This is a genomic window from Synoicihabitans lomoniglobus, from assembly GCF_029023725.1.
Classification (GTDB): Bacteria; Verrucomicrobiota; Verrucomicrobiia; order Opitutales; family Opitutaceae; genus Actomonas; species Actomonas lomonigloba.
The window spans coordinates 4,081,841-4,102,208 of sequence record NZ_CP119075.1 but is presented as its reverse complement, the minus strand read 5'-3'; the positions used below and the strand labels follow the sequence as shown (position 1 = coordinate 4,102,208).

Here is a 20,368-nt window from a genome sequence, read left to right as displayed (position 1 = left end):
CCGAATGGGTGGCTCTCAGAACACGTCGACCAACTCGATTTCGAAGATGAGGGTGGTTTTTTCGGGGATGTGGCCTTTGACGCCCTTTTCTCCGTAGGCGAGCCAGTAGGGGATGATGAGGGTGCGTTTTTCGCCCTTGGACATATCCATCACCGCTTCGTCCCAACCAGGGATGACACTGGCGACGCCTGCGGGAAAAATGTAGGGTCCGTTGCGTTTGTAGCTGTCGTCGAGATAAGTGCCGTCGAGAAAGTTGCCGCGATAATGGACCGCGACTTTTTCACCGCGTTGCGGGTGGGTCACGCCGTCGCCCGGGGCGGTGACGATATAGCGCAAGCCGGAGGAAGTGATTTCGGTTTGCGGATAGCGCTGATTCACCAGCGCCTCATCGGCAGGCGGCAAAACCATCATGTGCATCGCCTCACGCATGGCGCTGTTGATCGGCACGCCGGGGTTTTCGCGGGCGAGTTTACCCGAACGAGTGACCAGCGCGATGCCGAGCAGGATAAGCCCGAACAATGCCGGAATGAGAAGAGGGCGGAGAGCGCGCATAAGAATCGATCAACCTGCCGCACCCGCTCCGTAAAATCAAACCCTCACGCGCTTCGTCACGGTTGCGGTGCGATGATCGTGATCAGGTGGTCGATGACGGTGTCCACGTTGACCTTGGCGTGGCGGCCGACTGGGACCTCGTCGCCGTAGAGCGACACGAGCGTTTCATCCGCTTCGTCGGCACAGTCGGCAAGCAGGCGCACGATTTTTGTCGGGAGATGGTCGTCGGTGGAAGTGAATCGGGCGGCGCTGGCGGAGCCGAATTTCAACTGCCAGAGACCGCTGTCAGCGAAGTAGAACGCCACGATTGCGTCGGGATCAAGCTGGGCCCGGAAGGCAAACCGGTCGATCGCCGTCGTGTCATGGGGACGCCAGTCGGCCGGACTGGTCGCGTGGAGACGCACGTAGAGACGAGCCCCGGTGAAGCGGTGCAGGTTTTCCAATTTTTGGCGAAGGGTGATGTCCCACGTCCAGTTGGTCGGCAGGATGCCCGGGGCGGTTTCGAAGAAGGATACGCGGAGGGGTGGCGCGCGGCGTTGCCGATCCGCGAAGGTGGTGCGGTCCGCCACGAAGGCTTGCGCGGCCGGACCGATGCGCCGGATGCGCACCGTCATCTCGTCCCCGGCGGCGATACGCGGCAGCACGTCGAGACCGGCGATCACTTCGCCAAACACGCTGTGCAAGTAGTTGAGCCGGTTGAGTTCGGTGAGTGTGATGAAAAACTGCGAGCCGTTGGTGTCGGGTCCTTCGTTGGCCATCGATAGCGTGCCGACGCGGTCATGGCGCAGCTCCGGGCGAAACTCATCGGGGAATTCATAACCGGGGCCACCCTCGCCGGTGCCGAGCGGATCGCCTCCTTGAATGACAAATCCAGGCACGACCCGATGGAATGTGAGGCCATCGAAAAACGGGTGGCCGGGGGCCGGACCGAGCGTGCCTTCGGCGAGGCCGACGAAGCTGGTCACGGTCAAGGGAGCGGTTTCGAAATCCAGCCGCGCGGTGAGCTCGCCTCGCGAGGTGCTGATCACGGCATAGAGCCCGTCGGGTAGTTCGGCTCTGGTGGTGGTCAGCGTGAAAACGCCGAGGAGTAGGAAGGTCGATCGCAGTGCCCGGATCATGGCAGCTCGACGAAAAAGGTGGAGCCTTGATGGCGACCCGGACTTTCGGCCCACACGCGACCGCCGTGGGCTTCGGCGATGGTTTTGACGATGGCAAGGCCGAGGCCGGTGGTGCCTTCACCCTGCGTGGGGCTCGCGGAGAGACGCGCAAATTTGCCGAAGATGCGGTCGTGATCTTCCGGCAGCAGACCGGCGCCGCTGTCGTGAACTTCGAGGTGCACGCCATGGGGCGGCAACGGGGACATGACAATGCGGATCACCCCGCCGGGCGAAGAGTATTTGACGGCGTTGCTCACCAGATTCTCCAGGAGCTGACGGAATTTGCGGGGATCGACCTGGGCAAACACGGATTGTTCACCCTCGATATCGTTGAAGAGCTTGAGGTGTTTGGTGCCGGCGAGCCAGGAGTAGTCGTCGACGATGTCATCGGCGATCGGGTTGAGCTCGGTGAGCTGCCGGTCGAGTTCGAGGCCGCGACTCTCACGCTCGGCCTCGGTGAGCAGGTTTTCCACGAGGTGGGAAATCCGGCGCGCGGATTGTTCGATGCCGCCGACCAGATTCCGGGCGGGCGACCCGGGGGGCAGCTCATGTTCAAGCTCCTGAGCCAGTCCGCTGATCGCGTTGAGGGGGTCGCGGAGGTCGTGGACGGCGATACCCACGAGTTCTGATTTGAGCGAGTGGGCCTGGCGCAGTTCGTCGTTCGCCTGCTCCAGGGAGTGGGCTTGTTCGGCGATGGTCCGGATGTGGCTGAAATCGCGCACGCGCAGCGAGTAGATGAGCCGGGAGGCCAGCCAGAAAATCATCGCAAATACCCCGATGATCACAATGTGGTTGGATAGAACGGCGGGGGCGGGCTGCACGAAAGGCAGCAACGTCATAAGGATGACCGCACTGCCGCCGATGAACCCCAAACTGACTCGGGGGCGGGTGTAAAAGCAGGAGGCGTATACGCCGATACCGAGTAGGACGCTGGAGACCTGCCCGGTGATTTTTTGCTGGATGAGCGTGCTCACAACGAGCAGCGCCATGATGGCGAGGCAGCAGACTTGGAGGCAGGTTGCGTCGCCGGGCACGACCTCGCGGGGGTGAGCGCGCCGACGCGCGTGGGCCACGATCTCAATGGTGATGGTGGCGCACAACAGCGCGATGTGCAGCCAGAGCCACCAGATCAATTCCGGGGTGTGGGTCCACCCGCCACTCCGCCACAACTGCAGATCGGGGATCGCGATCAGCAGGATGCTGAGGACGATCGTGAACCGATTGATGATGCGGCCCCGGTTGAGGTTGTCCCAAGTGATTTCCCGACTGAACGTCTCCGCATGCCGAGTTTCGGGTTCGGCGAAAAACGTGCTTCGCCAGTTCTGGTTGGCGGATGCAAAGGGAGAAGTGGTGATTTCGGACATGGCAGCCGCACCGAGCAATTTGGTGACGGAAAATTACTCGCGGAGAGAGAGCGCCACGCTGCCCCGGGTGCAAACGATAGGCAAGAATGAGTGCATCGCTTCGGAAGGGCTTTCTTCCCGCGCGGAAAGTGTCAGGATTGGCCACCATGTTGAACTTGATGATACAAGGCATGCGGCGATGGATCGTCGTGGGCATCGTGGGCGCGGGGTGGGGACTCGGCGGTCGCGCCGCGCCGGTGGATTATTACTTGCCCGATGGTGGTCCCTATGAGGACCGGGTGCCCACTCCAGCGGAGTTTTTCGGCTACGAGGTGGGCGACTGGCATCTGCGTCCCGACCAGATCGTGGGTTATTTGCACGCGCTCGCCGCGGCGGCCCCGGAACGCGCCAAGGTCGAAGTGTTCGGTCACACCCACGAGCAACGTCCGCTGGTGCAACTCGTGGTGGCCGCGCCGGAGCGCATGGCCGATTTGGAGGCCGTTCGCCGCGCGCATCTGGAGCGAGGGGCGACGGCGACCCGACCCGCCGTGGTGAATCTGGGCTATTCGATTCATGGCAACGAATCGTCCGGGGCCAACGCCTCGGTCATGGTGGCCTACTGGTTGGTGGCGTCGCAAAGCGAGGCGGCCCAGGCGGTGCGGCGCGACGTCGTCGTGTTGCTCGACCCGATGTTCAACCCCGACGGTCTGGCGCGTTTTGCGCACTGGGCCAACACGCATCGCGGGAAGCATTTGGTGGCCGACCCGAACCATCGCGAACACCGCGAGCCGTGGCCCAACGGCCGCACCAACCACTATTGGTTCGATCTCAACCGCGACTGGTTTCCGCTCGTGCATCCAGAGAGCCGGGCCCGCGTGGCGCGGTTTTATCAATGGCAGCCGAATATCATGAACGACCATCACGAGATGGGCACGGATCGCACGTTCTTCTTTCAACCGGGGGTAACCTCGCGCAACAACCCGACGACACCCGCCGGAGTTTTTGCGCTGCAGGAGAAACTCGCCGCGCACCATGCCGACGCGCTCGATCGCGTGGGCTCGTTCTATTACTCGGCCGAAGGGTTCGACGATTTTTACGTGGGCAAGGGTTCGGTTTATCCGGATCTCAACGGCGGCATCGGCATTCTTTACGAGCAGGCCAGTTCCCGCGGGCACGTGCAGGAGACCGACTTTGGCGATCTCACCTTTCCGTTTTCGATCCGCAACCAAGTCCTCGCGTCGCTCTCGACGCTCGAGGGAGCAGTCGCGCTGCGCGAAGACTTGCTGGCCCATCAAGCGGAGTTTTATGCGACGGCCTCGACGTTTGCCGGCGATCGCGGCGTGAGCGGCTGGGTGTTTGATCCCGCCGGCGATCCGGCCCGGGCCTGGGAACTGCGCGATCTGCTGGCTCGTCACCAAATCGAAGTGCGCGCCCTCTCCCGTGATGTGACGGTGGGCGAGCGCACCTATCGGGCGGGCGAGGCGTTTGCGGTGCCCGCCGATCAGCCGCAGGCCCGGTTGCTGGCGGAACTGTTCACCGACCGGACGGAGTTTAATGACACGGCATTCTACGATATTTCGGCGTGGAGCGTGCCGTGGGCTTTCAATCTGCCGCACGACAAGTTGGAGACCGGCTTGAGCAAGGCGTGGGGCCGGACGCTGGAGCCCGGGCCGCGTCCGGTGGGCCAGCTGCACGGAGATCGCACCGCCGACGTGCTCGCCTACGTTTTGTTGCCGCGAGGCATGGATCTGCCGCGGGCATTGGGCCGACTCGGGCGGGCGGGAATTGTGGCGCAAGTCACGGCCCAAACGTTTCGCGCGCTGCCCGCCGGCCAGTCGGAGTCGATCGACGTCGCGCCCGGAGCCATCATCATCCCCGTGACGCGTCAGCCGGATAAGTCCGAAACCATCGAGCGGGTGATCGACGAGATTCTGGCCCGGGACGCCCTGCAGGTCATGGCGCTCAATCGCGGACTGACCCCGGACGGTCCTGATCTCGGCAGTCCGAGTTTGGTCACCGTGACGGCGGGGCGCGTGGCGATTGTGGTGGGCGACGGAGTGAGCCCCTACGACGCCGGCGAAGTCTGGCACACCCTTGATCAGCGTTGGGACATGGCGCCCGTGCTGCTGGAGCACGGCGACGTGAAGCGGGCGGAGCTGTCGCGTTACGATGCCATGGTCATCGTCGACGGATCGTTTGGTAGTTGGTCCGAGGATACGGCTGATTCCATCAAGGCATGGACCCGCGCCGGCGGCACGTTGATCGTGGAGGAAGATGCCATTTCGTGGGCGATCAATAAACTCGGGGCGAAGATAACCTTGGTGGAAGATCCGGCCGAAGCGACACCGGCGACACCGCCGATGCGCGTGCCGTTTGGTGAGGGGGAGCGGATCAATCGATCGAAATTGATCCCGGGTTCCATCTTCGCGGCGTCCGTTGACCTGACGCACCCGCTGGCCTATGGCCTGGGGCAGGACATGTTGCCCCTCTTTCGCGCGGGCAAGTTGGTGATGCAACCGTCGAAGTCTCCTTACCAGACCCCGCTGGTTTATACGCCGGATCCGTTGCTCGCGGGTTATGCCACACCGGAGGATCAATCGCGTCTCTCCAATCAAGCGGCCGTGGTCATTGCTCCCCTCGGTTCCGGGCGGGTGGTTGCGATGACCGACAACCCGGTTTTTCGCGGCTATTGGTTCGGGGCGATGCGCCTGCTGGGTAATGCGATCTTCTTCGGCCCGGCCATGAAAACACCCTGAGGTGGCACTCCATTTTACCTACAAATACGCCTAGACGGACGTGGGGCGGCACCTGACACTCGCGCGCTGTGGATGTCATCAATTTGCTTGCCCCGTTGTTTTTGATCATCGCCTTGGGGGCGGTGCTACAGCGCGTGGGAATGTTGCCGGTCGATGCGGTCGGGGTGATCAACCGGTTGCTCTTTCGCGTCGGCCTGCCGGCGGCGGTGTTTCACGCGTTGGTCTCGGCGCAGAAAAGCACGGAAGGGTTTGGGTTGTTACTGATCGTCATGGCGGGGGCCACGCTGATCAATCTGGCCTGGAGCTGGTGGGAGGCGCCGTGGTTGGGGGTGGCACCCGGGTCACGCGGCACGTTTGTGCAGGCGGCGTTTCGCGGAAATCTCTCCTTCATCGGGCTCCCACTGTTGCTCACGGTGCCGGGCGTGCCGTTGGGGCAGACCATGCTGGCGTTTGCCCCGATGTTGATTTTGCACAACGCCGCCACCGTCATTGTGCTGCTGGCCAGTCAACCGACGTCGGGCGAGGCAATGTTGAAGCGGGTGCTGACGGGGATCGTGAGCAACCCCATCATCGTCGCGTCGGTGGCCGGGGTGGTGGCCAATGCGGCGGGCTGGACTCCCCCCGTCGCGGTGATGGTCACCCTGCAATCGTTGGCGCGGATGGCGCTCCCGCTCGCTTTGTTGTGCATCGGGGCCGCGCTCATGCGCGTGCCGGTCGGCGGCAATCGTCGGCTGCCGAGCCTGGCCGCGCTGCACAAGTCGGTGTTGTCGCCATTGATCGGATACGGATTGGCCCGTTGGCTGGGACTGGAGGACGGCGCGCTGCTGGCCGGCTTGATCTGTCTGGCGTGTCCGACCGCGGCAGTGTCCTACACCATGGCCAAGGAGATGGGCGGAGATGAAAACCTCGCCGCCAGTGCGGTGGTTTACAGCGCGGCGGCGAGTGGGGTGACGCTTGCGATCGTGATCGCGATGTTTGCCGCCTGAGTCAGGTGGCGTGGGGAGGTTCTCAGGACGTGGGCGCACTCGGCGAGCACGCCCGATCGGTTACGGGATGCGCAGGGTCGATCCGATGGTCAGCGCGTTGGAGGCGGTGATCACGTCGCGATTGGCGTTGAGAATGTCACGCCAGCGGAGCGTGGTGCCGTAGTATTCGCGGGAAATTGATGACAGCGTGTCGCCGGCGGCCACGACGTGGCTGCGGGAGGCATCGTCGGTCGCAGCCGGGGTGGTGTCTGCATTGGCGGTGATTCCGGACGGGCGATCGGGGACGGAGCGGCCGGCAACGGGCCGGGCGGCCGGACTGCTTTGCAGGGCGAAGCGCGTGCGAAGGACATTGAGTTCCTGTGCCATCGAAGCGCTCTGCGCCTGAGCCTGGCGGGCGAATTCACGGAGACGGGTGTTCTCGGCCGCGAGGCTGGAAGCGGCGTCGAGTTCGGTGCCGCGACTGGCGGCGAGTGCCTGCGTGTCGTTAAGCTGCGCGGACAGATCGGCGTTGGCGGCGCGCAGGTCGGCGGCGGAGCTGGAACTGGTTTCGAGCTGTTCGCGCAGGGTTTGGATTTCGGCTTCGTGTTCGGAGGCCGTGGTGGTCGCGGTGGCGAGTTGCGCTTGCAGGGCGTCGGCGTTCGACTGGGCGGCGCTCAGGGTCGCGACCTGGCCTTCAGCTTCGGAGGCGGTGAACTTGGCGTCGGCAAGCGCGGACTGGAGACTGCTGACCTCCTCGCGCAACTCGGCGATGGTGGATGCGGTGCTGTCGGCTTCCTCGGCATTGGTGGCGAGGTCGGAGCGGGTGGAGCGCAGTTCTCGTTGCAGCGCGGCAAAGGCGCGCAGGCTGGCCTCAAGTTTGGTCTTGGTCGCGGCCAGTTCATCGGCTTGGGCCGTGGCATTTTCGCCGGCGTTGGTGCGCGCGGACTGGAGCTCGGTTTGGAGTCGGCTGATTTCGCTGCGGGCATTTACCAGCGCGTCGGCGTCCACGGTGCCGGCCTGCGCGGTGGCGAGAGCGGACTGGAGGGAGCTGACTTCTTGGCGGAGTTCAGCGACTTCGGCGGCGCGGGCTTGGGCGCTTTCGTTGCTGGCGGCGAGGGCGGCTTCGGCTGCTTCGAGGTCGCGCTCTTGAGTGGCGAAGGCTCGGAGGCTGGCTTCGAGCTGCGCCGAGGCTTCACCGCGATCGTTGAGGGCGGCTTGCAGGCGTTGGTTCTCGTCGCGAGCCATGGACAGTTCGCCGAGCAAGGTGGAGACGCGCTCGGTGGCGTCGCCGAGATCGCGCTGCGAGGCGGTGAGGGCCGCGATCTGTTCCTGGTGGGAGGCGAGTTCCTGGCGAAGGTTGGCGAGGCTTTCGTCGCGATCAGCCAACTCGGTGCGGAGGGCCTCGCGCTGTTGAAGGGCGCGCTCGAGTTCGTCGCCACCGTCACTTTGGGCGGCGCGGGCGGCTGCCAAATCGGCGGTGAGTTCCTCGGCCTGGGCTTCGGCGGCGACCAATTGGTCCGCCATGGTGGCGTAGGTCGAAAGTTGGGATTCGAGCTGGGCGATGCGTTCACTCACGCCGTCTTGGGATGCGAGCTGACGGCGGGCGCCGGTGAGATCGGTGGCCAGACTGCTGGCCTGGGTTTGCGCGGCTTCGAGTTGAGTCGCGAGCTCGGTCCGGCTGGCTTCGGCGGCCGCGAGTGCGGTCTCCAGTTGACGGATACGCCCGGCGGCGGCGCGTTGATCGGCGAGGTCGCCGGCGAGGGTTTGGGACTGGGACTCGGCGGTGGCGAGTTGGGCGCGCAACTCATCGCGTTCTGCGGTGAGCTCGGTGTTGCTCCGGGTGAGTCCCGCGAGATTTTGGTCCCGCTGGGCGCCTCGGCTTTGGAGGGAACTCAGTTCCGCGCGCAGGCGATCGTTGGCGGATTGGGCGTCGGCGAGTTCGGTGCGGAAGCTGGCGAGTTGGGCGGCCTGGGCGGCGGCGGTGTCGCCGGAATCGGCGGCGGTCTCGCGGAGGCGGGTGAGGTTGGCGCGGGTGTTGGCGAGCTCGGCGGAGAGTTCGCTCACCTGACCTTCCGCGGTGCTGAGGCGGGTGGTGCGTTCCGCCAGATCGGATTCGCGGGTTTGGAGGGCGGCGGTGAGTTCCTGGATGCGGAGCGTGGCAGCCTGATGGTCGGCGACACGGGCGGTGGTGGTGGCGAGTTCGGCTTGGAGTTGGGCGTTGGTCGCGCTGAGGGACTCGGCGTCGGAGCGGGCGGCCGCGAGATCGGTGGTGGTGGCGGCGAGTTGTTGGCGAACGGATTCGAGTTCGGTTGCGGCGGAGACTTGGCCGGCCGACTGGTCTTCGAGGGTGGCCTGCAGGCGATTGGTCTCGCGGCGGGCATCGGCGAGCTGTCCGAGCAGGTCCTGGATGCGGTTGGTGGCGGTGCCGAGGTCGGCTTCGGTGTCGCCGAGTTCTGCGAGGCGAGCCTGGGTGGCGGCCAGTTCGGAGGCGGTCTGGTTGCTGGTTTCCCGCTGGGTGGCGAGATCGGCGGTGGTGGCGGCGAGTTGTTGACGGGTGGACTCGAGTTCGGACTGGGCGGTGGCGAAGGCGTCGGCCCGAGTGGCGAGCTCGGCCCGAGCTTGATCGGCTTCGCGGCGGGCGTTGGAGACTTCGGCGAGCAAGGCCGAGATGCGTTCGGTGGCGGCGGTGAGATCGGCTTGCGCGCCGGCCGAGGATTCGAGTTGGCGATTGGCGGCGGTGAGCTCGGCTTGAAGTCGGGTGGCCTCGGCCTGTCGCTGGGAGAGGTTGGCGGTGAGTTCGTTGGAAAGTTGTCGCACCTCGGCGAGTTCGGAGCGGAGTTGGGGCAGGGCTTCGGCCGTGGCGCGGGCGTTGGCGGTTTCCTGTTCGAGGCGTTCGGCGGATTGACGCAGGCGGGCGTTGTCGGCGCGCAGGGTCGCGAGCTCGGTGGCGGCGGCGTTGGCTTCAGCGGCGAGGCGGTCGCGTTCGTCGCGAAGCTCGCGCTCGGCGGTGCTGGGGGCGCCGGAGCGCAGGCGGTTGAACTCGGATTGGAGGCGGGAAAGATCGTCCTCGCGGTTGGCGAGGGCGGTTTCGGCGATGGCGACGCGTTTGCGCAGTTCGGCGTCGCTGTTGGATTGGCCGGCGCGGAGGGCTTCGTTTTCCCGCCAGGCGGCGGCGAGTTCCTCGGCGAGGCGGCGACGTTCCTGGTCGACGCGGTTGAATTCGTCGGGATCGACGTCGAGGGGGACGGCGGTGAAGGGAGACGGATTGTTGGCTGTGGGAACGGATGCGGGGGCCGGCGCGGTGCTGCTCGTGGTCAGCGAGATGGTGGAGGTCGTGTTGGCCGACGTGGCGGGCAAGGCGGTTTCGAGGCGACGGCGTGCTTCGGTGAGTTGATTGGCGGTGAGTTGGGAGCGAACGAGCGCGAGTTCCCGTCCGCGAGCTCCGTTGGTGGAAGCCCGGGACAGCCACACGTAAGCTTCGATCAAATCGTGGGACGGTTCGCTGGAATCGGCGTAGACCAGCCCGAGGTTGTATTGCGCGATGGCGTTGCCGGACTCGGCTTTGTCGCGCAGGGAAGCGAGGGCCGCGGGACTGGTGGCGGCGGAAAGCACGGACGAAGCAAACAGAGCGAGAGAGGCACCAAGCAGGGTGCGGAAGAATCGAGCTTTCATGTGGATGCGAGAGCTTGGGCGGGGATCACGGGGATGCAAAGCGGGGAATTGGGCTGGAATGGGGGAATCCCGATGTTTGCCGGGGATTTTACGTTCGGGTGTCACGGGTCGCCGGCGGGAGTCGGCGGCGCGGGGGAGGTGTTCGGCAAATCTTCGCCGGAGATGACCACGCCGGCGGTGGCGGCCTCCATCTCGGCGAGAGCGGCGTCCATGGCGGCTTGGTCAGCCACGGTTTGAGAAACCCGCGGGCGGCCGGAGGAGAAATCGATGGTTTGGCCGTCTTGAATCTCGATTGCCCGCTGCGCCGGGGTATCGGGATGGGGCGGAACCGTCGTGGTCGCGACGGGAGTGGGAGCGGTCTCGACCGGGACGGGCGCGGTGGTCGGTGCCGGGGTGGTGAGGTGCTGGGGCGGTCGAGTCGGGGTGGTTCGCGAGCGGTAGCGCAGCGCGCGAGAGAACATGAAAGCAACGGCGAGCAGACCGATGATGATCAACATTTTGACGCGTCGCTTGGTCTTCATGAGTTTAAACATGTCACGGACCGCGACGATTTGTCGAATCTCGTTAGGTCGCGGCGAGGGCGATCAACCCGATGACCATGCCGAGGGCGCACCACAGGCGTCGGGCGCTGCGCTGCTCTCGAAAAACCCGCGCCCCGAGGTAGGCGCCGATGAGAATGCTAAACTCTCGCGCCGGGGCGACGTAGCTGACCGGGGTGAAGCTGAGAGCGGTGAGCACGAGCACATAGGCGAGGGGCGACAGCGTGGCCATGATGAGCATTTCGCGTCGATTGACGCGCCAGATTTCGCGCACCGCGGTCCGTCGCGACCAGGCAAACGGGGCCAGGAGCAAGGTCAGCCCGATATTGGTGAGCCCGTCAAAGACGACGGGGTTGACGTCGTGGAATCCGACGGCGTTGCGGTCCCACACGGTGTAACTGGCGATAAAACTGCCGGCGATCAGCGCGTTCCCCAAGGCACGTCCGAGGCGTGGAGCGGCCGGGTCGGCGGAGCGTTGCCAGAGGCGTTCGCCGTTGCTGAGGAAAAATATGCTCACCACGATCAAGGCGCCGCCCATGAGCCCGAGAGATGAGGGGCGCTCGCCGAGGAAAATCACCGCGCCGGCCGTGGCGATCAGGGGCGCACTACCGCGCACCAGTGGATAGATGAACGAGAAATCGCCGCTGCGGTAGGCGCGCTGCAGATACAGCGCATACCCGGTCTTGAGCACGGTGCTGACGGCGATCACGCCCAGTTCCGTGGGGCCGAGTCCGAGTCCCTCGCCGCGCCAAACCGCCATACCGATCAGGATGGGCGTGTAGATCACGGTCATGATCACGCCGACTCCGAACACGAAGGGCAGGCCGCTGCCCACTCGCTTGGCCGCCAGGTTCCACGTGGCGTGGAGCACGGCGGCAGTTAAGACGAGAAACAAGGCGAGGGCGGTCACGGCGTAAGTTATCGGGAAGTCTCGAAAAGGACAGCAAGCCTACCGGCGAAGCGAGGGCGGAAACCGGTTGCGGGGGTGACGTTTGCGACCGTTAGCGTCTTTGTGGCGTGACGCCGGCGGGCGTCGGCGCACAGTCATCGTTTCCTTCGATCCCATGTCCTCCTATCTTCAAGAAGCTCGTCGCACGCTCGTGTTGGCCACTCCGATCATCGTCGGGCAGCTGAGCCAGATGCTCATGAGCGTCACCGACAGCGTGATGATCGGTCGGGTGAGCAAGGAGGCGCTCGCGGCGTCGGCGTTTGCGGGTAGCATCTGGGGCGTGTTTTTCATCGTGGGGGTCGGCTTGATGATTCCCGTAACGATCATGGCGTCGCAGGCGCGTGGGGCCAATGACTCGGTCGAGGTTTCCCGTTGGGTGCAGCACGGGCTGTTGCTGGGCACGGTGGCGGGCACCTTGGGCGCCGTGTTGATGATTTTGGTGGGCACGCAGCTGCACCGTTTCGGGCAACCGCCGGAGGTGTTGGTGTTGGTGAATCCCTACTACCAGTTGATTGCGATTTCGCTGGTGCCGACCCTGTGGTTTCAGGTGAAGAAGCAGTATGCCGAGTCTCACGACCATGCGGTGGCACCGATGGTCATGATGGTGCTGGGGATCTTGCTCAATGTGTTCCTGAACTGGGTTTTTATCTACGGGAATCTCGGAGTGCCGGCGCTGGGTCTCACCGGGGCGGGGGTCGCGACTCTCATTTCGCGTTCGATCGGGGTGCTGGTGTTGTGGTGGTGGATTGTGAACCTGGCCCCGGGTTTGCGCGCGGGATGGCCGGCGCACTGGTTTTCGGGTTATGAGTGGAAACGCTTTGGGCGATTGCTGAAAGTCGGTGTGCCGATCGCGTTCAGTCTCGTGTTTGAAGCGGCGGCGTTTGGGGCGGCCGCCATCATGATGGGTTGGCTCGGTGCCACGGCGCTCGCGTCGCACCAGATTGCGATCAGTTGCGCGGCGTTTACGTTCATGATCCCGCTGGGCATGTCGATGGCGGTGAGCATGCGGGTTGGCCGGGCGGTGGGCGAAGGGCGGCAGGACGCGTTGCGGCCGATCGGATTGGGGGCGCAGGCGATGTCGGCGATCGTCATGGGCCTCTTTGCGGTGCTGTTCGCCTTTGAGGGGCAATGGCTGGCGTCGGGCTTTGTCAGCGAACGCGAAGTCATCGCCCTGGCGGGCAAGTTGCTGGTGGTGGCGGCGGTGTTCCAACTCGCGGACGGAGCGCAAGTCGTGGCGGCATCGGCGTTGCGGGGACTCACCGACGTGAAGGTGCCGACCGCGATCACGGCCGTGGCGTATTGGGGACTGGCGCTGCCCATTGCCTACGGACTGGGCGTGAAGAGCGGCTGGGGGCCGACGGGTATCTGGACGGGCTTGGCGGTCGGGCTGATCTTTGCCGCGGTGGCGTTGAATGCGCGGTTCCTACGCATGACGCGAACGGGAGACACGCCGTAGGTGCTTGGTTGAGTTGAGGTTGTTGGTCAGGAAGAGCTGGATTAGCGGGAAAGGGACCATCATGGTGGCGGCCTCATGTCCCGGTCGTGGCGCGTGAGTCCCCAGCCTCCCTTGTTTATGAGCCTACGCCGAGTCCTTGCATTGATCGTTGCGCTAGGTGGCGGAGTCCTCGGGGGGAGCGCGCAGGACGCTCCGGGAGTTGAACTGTCGCAAGAGGGCAAGCAGCTCGTGCGTCATTTCAGTTCCGAGGACTACGAGGCCCACATCAACACGATCGGCGGCGCAAAGTTGTCGGACGGACGGGTGGTCTTCGGCACGTTCGGCGGGCTGTTGCTCTTCGATGGGCAGACCTGGACGAAGCTCCCGATCGAGGAGAATTTCATTTTCAATCAAGCGGTCACGGCGGACGACGAGATTTATGTGTCCAGCAGCGGGGTGTTCGGCCGACTCCAGCGCGGGGAGGACGGGCGTTACGCTTATGAGTCGCTGATCGATCGGGTCGTGGCTGACCCCAAGGATTTTGGGGTCGGTGGCTCCCTGGTGATTTACGACGGGGTGGTGTGGGCGAGCACGCCGCAGGTGTTCTTTTCGTGGGACGGCGAGACCGTGCGCCACGCCGAGTGGAGCGAAGCCAAGAACTCCCCTTTGGTCGCCACCGCTGACGGCCTGTATTGTTTTCGAGCCGGCGAAGGCGTGTATGCGTGGGAGAACGGAGCGTGGGTGCTGCGGTGGAGCGATGAACGAATTGCCGGACTGGGCGGGTTGGTGGTGCTCGCGGATCCGCCGCCCGTCGCGGGCGCCCGCGTGACCGTCATGGGCAACGAAAACGGCATTTACGATCTCTACGCGAATGGAGATGTGCGTGAGGCGTTTGATGGCCTGGGGCTCCAACTCGAGGAACGCCAGTTGCGCAATGTGCTGCGTTTGCGATCAGGGCAACTCGCGGTGACGGGCCCGCAAATGGGCATCGCCATCCTCGATCCCGAACACGGAATCGTGCACCAGGTCAGCACGCGTTCGGGGCTCGAGAACGATACGTTTTTCGACCTGGTGGAGGACGATGAGGGCAGCATCTGGGGCTCCGGTTTGGTGGGGGTGCATCATTGGAACTATCAGCTGCCGATCACGGTTTTTGATACCGATCGGGGATTGGGCGAAGGTAACACCGAGCAGATGTTCATCCATGAGGGCGTGCTGCACATTGTGCGGGCGGGACAATTGAAACGTCTCGTCCCGGGTCCGCCGGAAACGGGGGCGCATTTTGAAAACGTGCCGATCGAAACGGAGGCCCGCATCACGGATGCGATCGCGCTGCAAGGCGACTTGTTGGTGACACTCGAGCGGGGATTGGGGCGACTGCGGGCGGACGGCTCGATCGAGTTGGTGGTGGAGGACCCGCAACCACGGGCGGGCGTGTTGAGCGCTCTGCGCATGTGGCCCGACGTCGTGGTGCGTTCTCCGCGCGGCATGGAAATTTTTTATCAACGCTTGCCCGACGGTTCTTATCGGCGCCTGGGCGTGGTGGAGCACGGCTCGTCCCAGACCCGGCAACTGCAGAATTTGAACGGCGATTTTTGGGTCACCACGGCCGGACATGGCGTCATTCGCGTGGACATGGCCCCGACGGTTGCGGCAGTGGATTGGGAGCACCTCACGATTGCACGCGATCCCGCGGTGCTCGGTTACGATGCCAGCGAAGTCACCCAGCTGGCGGAGCCACTGATCGACGGCTTGTCGATCACCACGCCGAAGAACGTGTATCGGGTCGCTGGAGACGGGAAGGCGATGGAGGTGTGGAACCCGCTCAATCTCTACGACGCGCCGCCGACGTTGGTTTTTCCGCTCGAACAACAACCGGACGGGTCCTTCTGGACCAGCGTGGGCCAAAACTTGGTGCGGTCTTACACGGCGTTGGTGCGGGCTGTGCCCCGGCCGGGTGGGGACTATGACGTCATCACCGCGCCAGCCCCCATTCTCGACCTCATCGGGCCGAACGGGGCGCCGGCGGCGTTGTTGGAAATCACGCCCGACGGACGGCGCATTCTCTGGGTGATTGAGCTCCGCCTGCTGCGGTGGGAACTGGACGCGCCGTTGCCCGCCGATCGACCGTGGTCACCGCGGGTGAACACGGTGCGGGCCGCGGGGGCGTTTCAGGACACGGGGGCGGAAGAGTTGCATGCGTTTCCCTATGCCACGGAGCCGATCGCGTTCACGTTTGGGGCCCCGCGCTATCGTCACGGCAACACCATGCAGTTTCGCACGCGATTGGTCGGTTACGACGACAACTGGAGCGCCTACGACGACGACGTGAGCATTCGCTTCACCAATCTCAAGGGCGGTCCGTTTCGCTTCGAAGTGCAGGCGCGGGATGGTGAAGGCAACGAAAGTGAAGTGCAGGGATATCGGTTTTCGGTGCGTCCGCCGTGGTATGAGTCCCGCGTCGCGATCGCCGCCTACGTGGTGGGCCTGAGCGTGGCGTTGTGGGGTTACATTCGCCTGCGCACGCGGTCGCTGCGCCGGGAGCGCGCCCGTCTGGAAGCGGTCGTGGTCGATCGCACCACCCAGCTCGCGGCGGCCAAGGAATCGGCCGAGAAAGCCAATGCGGCCAAGAGTCGTTTTCTCGCCAATATGAGCCACGAGTTGCGCACGCCGCTCAACGCGATCATCGGCTATGCGCAGTTGTTGGCCCGCAGCCGCGACCTCGCCGCGCCCGAGCGCGAGAAAGTGGGCATCATCCACGGCAGCGGGGAACACCTGCTGAGCATGATCAACGAGGTGCTCGATCTTTCCAAAATCGAGGCTGGACGCGTGGAGCGCCGGGACGCGCCATTTCCCTTGCCGGCGTTGATGCGGCAAATGCGCGCGGCCGGTGAAACTCGCACGCAGGACAAGCCGATTCGGTTCAGTTTTACCACGTCCGATCCACTGCCGGAGGTCGTGGTTGGCGACGGGCAAAAGTTGCGCCAGGTCATCGAGAACCTGATGAGCAACGCCATCAAATTTACCACCCGGGGCGAGGTGGCGATCAGTGTCGCCCACGCGAACGACCAGTTGGAGGTCATCGTGCGCGACACCGGTCCGGGCATGACGACCGAGGACACGACGCGCCTGTTTGAGCCCTTCGAGCAATCGGCGCGGGCGGTATCCATGGAGGCCGGCACGGGGCTGGGGCTGCCCATTGCCCGGGAGTTTGTGCGTTTGCTGGGCGGCGAACTGCAACTGCAGACGGCGCCCGATCACGGATGCGTATTTTCATTCCGGATACCGTTGCCCGTCCGGACCGACGAGCGGGCGGAAGTCCCGGTGCCCCGTCGGATTGTCACCGGTTACGAAGGCCGCCGCCGCCGCATTTTGGTGGTGGACGACATGGCGACGAACCGGCGGTTGTTGCGTGATTACCTGGCTCCGTTGGGGTTTGAACTGGGCGAGGCCGCCACCTGGGCGGAAACCCTGGCGGCGGTCGGCCGGGAATCATGGGATCTCTTGATTCTCGACGTGCGTCTGCCGGATGGAAACTCGATTGAATTGCTGCCGGAGTTGCGGGCGGCAATGGCGTCGCCGGTGCCGGTGTTGGGTCTTTCGGCCAGTGTGTTGAAGGCGGAGGCGGCGGATGCGCTGCAGGCTGGGTTTGCCGATTTTCTGCCCAAGCCCTTTGATGCGGCGGCCCTGTTTGAAAAGCTGGGCCGGCTGTTGCACCTGGATTGGATCGGTGAACTGGAGGCCGTGGCGCCGCCCGATGTCGAACCGCCGACAACCGGCCCGGTGCGACTGTCCGCTTCCGCAGTGGAACAGCTGGCCGCCTTGGCGCAGGTCGGCAACGTGCGGGGACTGCGCACGGCGGTCGAAGCCCTGGCCGAGACCGAACCCGACGGGCGCAAACTGGCGGCGGCCCTGCGACCCTTGCTCAAGAGTTACCAAATGAGCGAGATTCGCGATTTCCTCGAAAACTCCGTCGAAGTGGCGCGGTCCTAACCGCGGCTCACGGGGGCCACGATCGCCCGGATTTCCTCGAGCGTGAGGCCGTGAATAGCCACCCGTTTTTGGCGCGCACTCGCCCCGGTGGCCAACGTGACCGACCCCTTGGGCAGTTGGAAAAGTCCGGCCAAAAAGCGGCAGAGTTCGGCGTTGGCCTTGCCGTCGACCGGGGGCGCTTTGAGCTTCACTTTCAGCGCATCCCCCAACCACCCCACCACTTCGCTGCGGGTGGCGTTGGGCACGGCTTTGATGGGCAGGACGCAGGTCGCACCAGAGTCGGTCATCAGCCGTTTTTTACCGATGGGGTTAGGCGGGGGTCGGAGCGCTCAGAGCCGACTCAAGGGCCGCGATGATTTCACTCACGGGCTCGGTGCCGACCGAAAGCCGCAGCAACTCGTAATCGATGCCGGCGGCCGCAAGTTGGGCACGACCTTCCGGGGTCGTGACGAGGTCGTAGTGGGCGAGGTAGATGAAGGGGCAGATGAGACTCGTCTGCATGCCGAAGCTCGGCCCCTTGGCCAATGGCAAGCGGTCGTAGACTTCGGCGAGCGGCCGTCGCAGCGTGAAGCTGATCATGCTGCCGATGTGCGCCGGACTGCGGGCGATTTTCAGATAGTTTTCGGCCGTGGCCGGTTGCAGGCTCCAATACACCTCGCGCACGGCGGGGTGCTGTCGCAGAAATTCAACTACATCGATCGCGGTGCGGTTGGTTTGCAGCACGGTGGATTCGTAGGCCGGAACCTGGGCGGCGAGTCGGGCGAGATCGCGTGGATACACCGGATCGAGCGCGGCGGCGATGCGGTGGCGAAGCGCAGCGGCGTCGGATCCGGCGGGATTGATGATGACGGAGCCGGCGATCACATCTCCCTCGTTGGCGGCGTATTTGGTGAGGCTGTTAACGACCACATCGGAGTGTTCGAGCAGTCGAATATTGAAGGGCGAAACCAACGTGGGATCGAGCAGCACCCGTCCGCCGGCCGCGTGGACTTTCCGAGCGACCGCAGCGATATCGGCCGTTTGCACGAGCGGGTTGGTGGGCACCTCGGTGACGAGTCCGGCGAGCCGATTGCCGGCGGCAGCCAGGGCTTCGTCCAATGCCGTGAGGTCGTTGACGTCGGTGATGTTGACGTAGTCGGCGGGACTGGCGGTGAAGCGACGCAGTTGCGCAATGGTGTCGAGATAGAGCCAACCGAGCTGGATCCAAACGGTGCGACCACGCTCGGCTTGGAGAGCGGCGAGGGAACGCCAGGCGCCGTGGAAGGCGTTCATGCCGGACGGGGCCAGCAGAATGTCCTCGTGACGGGCCCCGGCGTGAGCCTGGGTCAGCACTTCCCGCACGGTGGTCGCGGCGGTTGCGGTGGGCGCCAACGTTTCCGGCGCGACGGCGATCAGCCCGCGCGCGGCGAGACGGTCTTCCGCCTCGCGGGAACTCAGAAACCCGCCGATGTTTTGGAGATAGCGTTTGGCGTGGTTGAACAGATCGGGATCACGGCGGTGCGCCACGCCGTGCACCCCATCGTGGTGGATGAGTGAGGTGTGTGCATCGGAGAGTTCGCCGACCAATGCAGTGGCGACGCGCGCGGAGCAGGTGAGCCAGATATCGTGATCGGACAGGGAGAGTTCCGTGGCGATGAGCGTGGCCAGTTGCCGGTTGAAGCGGTGGACCACAAAACGCGGATAGCCGCTGTCGAGGTGCGCAGTGACGGCCGGATTTTTTTCTTCGTAGCCGATCACATCGCGCATCGTGGGCAGGCTGCACGAGACGCCATGGAGGCAGTCGGGAATGGGTTGCCCCAACGGCAAGGGAGGGAACGCGCTCATGATTCGTAGAGTCGGGAGCCGGCTTGATCCGGAAGGGTTGGTCTCCGGTTCGAGCCAGCAAAGGGCGGAAGTTTAACGGACGGACTCAGGATTGCGGCGAGCGGGGAAAAGTGAGTTTGGCGGTCACGCCCACTTTCGGCTGATTATCGAGCACCCAGTCTCCGCCCATGGCGTGAGTGAGGCGGCGGGCCAAGGTGAGACCGTAGCCATGCGCCGGCTTTTCCTCATCTTGCAGGGCGGCGAGTTTGTCTTCGCCGATGCCCATGCCGTGGTCGGTGACGGTGATCGTGAAATCATCCGGGGTGCTGGTGAGTTTCACGTCGATGGGTTCGGTTTTGATCGAGTAGCGACAGGCATTGGAAACGAGTTCGATGATCGCTTTCGCGAGCAGATCACGAGCGATTGGCGCCCGCACCTGCTCCAGGTCAAGACGCAGGGTCTCAACGCGACGATGGCGACGGGCAACTTGTTCCGCTGCGTGCCGCACCAGATCGTGGATGGGCGAATCCGCGCTGAGGGCGAGTTTGAGGGAACCGGCCTCGAGGTGCGAAAAGATCATGAAACTCTCGATCCGGCGATTGAGGGATTCGGCACTGGCGATGATGTTACGGGCGAAGTCCTTCAATTCCGACGCGGGCATGACTTCGGCATCGATCTCGATCACCGAAGCGCAGCCGATGATCTCGTGCAAAGGCTCGATCATGTCGTCGGGCAGAATGGCGCTCAGGCTGCGGCGTAGGGAGCGCAGTTCCTGCGAGGCGGCGTCGCGGCGGCGGGCGGCGCGATCGAGATGCTTTTGGACCGTGTCCAGCAACTTCTGGCTGTCGAAAGGCTTGGGGATGTAGTCGTCGGCTCCGCCTTCCATGCCTTTGCGCATGTCGACAAAATCGGCCTCACCGGTGATGAGAATGATGGGGGTGTCCTCCAGCCCGGGCGTGGCCCGGACGGCGGCGAGGGCCTCGTGACCGTCGAGCCCGGGCATGCGGATGTCGGAGACAATGATGTCGGGCCGGTGGGCTCGCGCGAGGCGCAGACCCTGCTCTCCGTCGGAGGCGGAAATGACGCGGAAACCTTCGATGCCGAACAGTTCGCTCAGCAGCGTCAGTAGGTTTTCGTCATCATCTATGAGTAGAATGGAGCTCATGGTTGGTGGTGGGGAGGAAAGATTGAAGCGTGCCCGGGG

At 64.4% G+C, this 20,368-nt stretch carries 13 protein-coding genes; 4 read left to right on the top strand and 9 right to left on the bottom strand.

The features are described 5' to 3' along the window. Positions 1-15: 15 nt before the first annotated feature. Genes PXH66_RS15835 through PXH66_RS15825 form a run of 3 tightly spaced genes read right to left on the bottom strand, consistent with a single transcriptional unit; the run spans position 16 to position 3,073 of the window. Positions 16-552 carry an FKBP-type peptidyl-prolyl cis-trans isomerase gene (locus PXH66_RS15835; RefSeq protein ID WP_330930514.1) on the bottom strand — a complete coding sequence of 179 codons (537 nt, stop codon included), beginning with the start codon at positions 550-552 and terminating at the stop codon, positions 16-18. Between the two features lie 56 nt (positions 553-608). Beyond that, a complete protein-coding gene (locus tag PXH66_RS15830) occupies positions 609-1,670 on the bottom strand; it encodes a peptidylprolyl isomerase (RefSeq protein ID WP_330930513.1) in 1,062 nt (353 codons plus the stop codon). Further along, entirely contained in the window at positions 1,667-3,073 is a 1,407-nt protein-coding gene (locus tag PXH66_RS15825; protein WP_330930512.1) for a sensor histidine kinase, read from the bottom strand. Before PXH66_RS15825 ends, PXH66_RS15830 begins: the two co-directional genes overlap by 4 nt. Before the next feature lie 86 nt (positions 3,074-3,159). Between PXH66_RS15825 and PXH66_RS15820 the strand changes: the two genes are divergently transcribed. Next, entirely contained in the window at positions 3,160-5,808 is a 2,649-nt protein-coding gene (locus PXH66_RS15820) for a M14 family zinc carboxypeptidase (protein ID WP_330932071.1), read from the top strand. Positions 5,809-5,876: 68 nt separating this feature from the next. Continuing rightward, a complete protein-coding gene (locus PXH66_RS15815; protein WP_330930510.1) occupies positions 5,877-6,794 on the top strand; it encodes an AEC family transporter in 918 nt (305 codons plus the stop codon). A gap of 60 nt (positions 6,795-6,854) precedes the next feature. Here PXH66_RS15815 and PXH66_RS15810 read toward each other — a convergent pair whose 3' ends face one another. The 3 genes from PXH66_RS15810 to PXH66_RS15800 all read right to left on the bottom strand — a co-directional run bounded on the left by PXH66_RS15810 (position 6,855) and on the right by PXH66_RS15800 (position 11,894). Beyond that, positions 6,855-10,445 (bottom strand): LysM peptidoglycan-binding domain-containing protein, encoded by a 3,591-nt coding sequence (locus PXH66_RS15810; protein ID WP_330930509.1) that lies wholly within the window; start codon positions 10,443-10,445, stop codon positions 6,855-6,857. 101 nt (positions 10,446-10,546) lie between these two features. Further along, positions 10,547-10,966, bottom strand: a complete 420-nt coding sequence (locus PXH66_RS15805) for a hypothetical protein (RefSeq protein ID WP_330930508.1) — start codon at positions 10,964-10,966, stop codon at positions 10,547-10,549. A gap of 43 nt (positions 10,967-11,009) precedes the next feature. Then, a complete protein-coding gene (locus tag PXH66_RS15800; protein WP_330930507.1) occupies positions 11,010-11,894 on the bottom strand; it encodes a DMT family transporter in 885 nt (294 codons plus the stop codon). A 154-nt stretch (positions 11,895-12,048) separates the two neighbouring features. Here PXH66_RS15800 and PXH66_RS15795 point away from each other — a divergent pair, with 154 nt between their 5' ends. Both PXH66_RS15795 and PXH66_RS15790 read left to right on the top strand, forming a co-directional pair. Further along, positions 12,049-13,389, top strand: coding sequence for an MATE family efflux transporter (locus PXH66_RS15795; protein WP_330930506.1), 1,341 nt, complete (start codon positions 12,049-12,051; stop codon positions 13,387-13,389). 117 nt (positions 13,390-13,506) lie between these two features. Continuing rightward, entirely contained in the window at positions 13,507-17,361 is a 3,855-nt protein-coding gene (locus tag PXH66_RS15790; protein ID WP_330930505.1) for a hybrid sensor histidine kinase/response regulator, read from the top strand. On the opposite strand, the gene PXH66_RS15785 is transcribed toward PXH66_RS15790, so the two are convergent. The 3 genes from PXH66_RS15785 to PXH66_RS15775 all read right to left on the bottom strand — a co-directional run bounded on the left by PXH66_RS15785 (position 17,358) and on the right by PXH66_RS15775 (position 20,329). Further along, the gene (locus tag PXH66_RS15785) at positions 17,358-17,648 is read right to left on the bottom strand and encodes a DUF167 domain-containing protein (RefSeq protein WP_330930504.1); all 291 of its coding nucleotides are present in this window, start codon (positions 17,646-17,648) and stop codon (positions 17,358-17,360) included. The genes PXH66_RS15790 and PXH66_RS15785 overlap by 4 nt on opposite strands. A 22-nt stretch (positions 17,649-17,670) precedes the next feature. Beyond that, entirely contained in the window at positions 17,671-19,185 is a 1,515-nt protein-coding gene (locus tag PXH66_RS15780; RefSeq protein WP_330930503.1) for a PLP-dependent transferase, read from the bottom strand. Between the two features lie 85 nt (positions 19,186-19,270). Then, positions 19,271-20,329, bottom strand: coding sequence for an ATP-binding response regulator (locus PXH66_RS15775; RefSeq protein WP_330930502.1), 1,059 nt, complete (start codon positions 20,327-20,329; stop codon positions 19,271-19,273). Between the last annotated feature and the right edge of the window lie 39 nt (positions 20,330-20,368).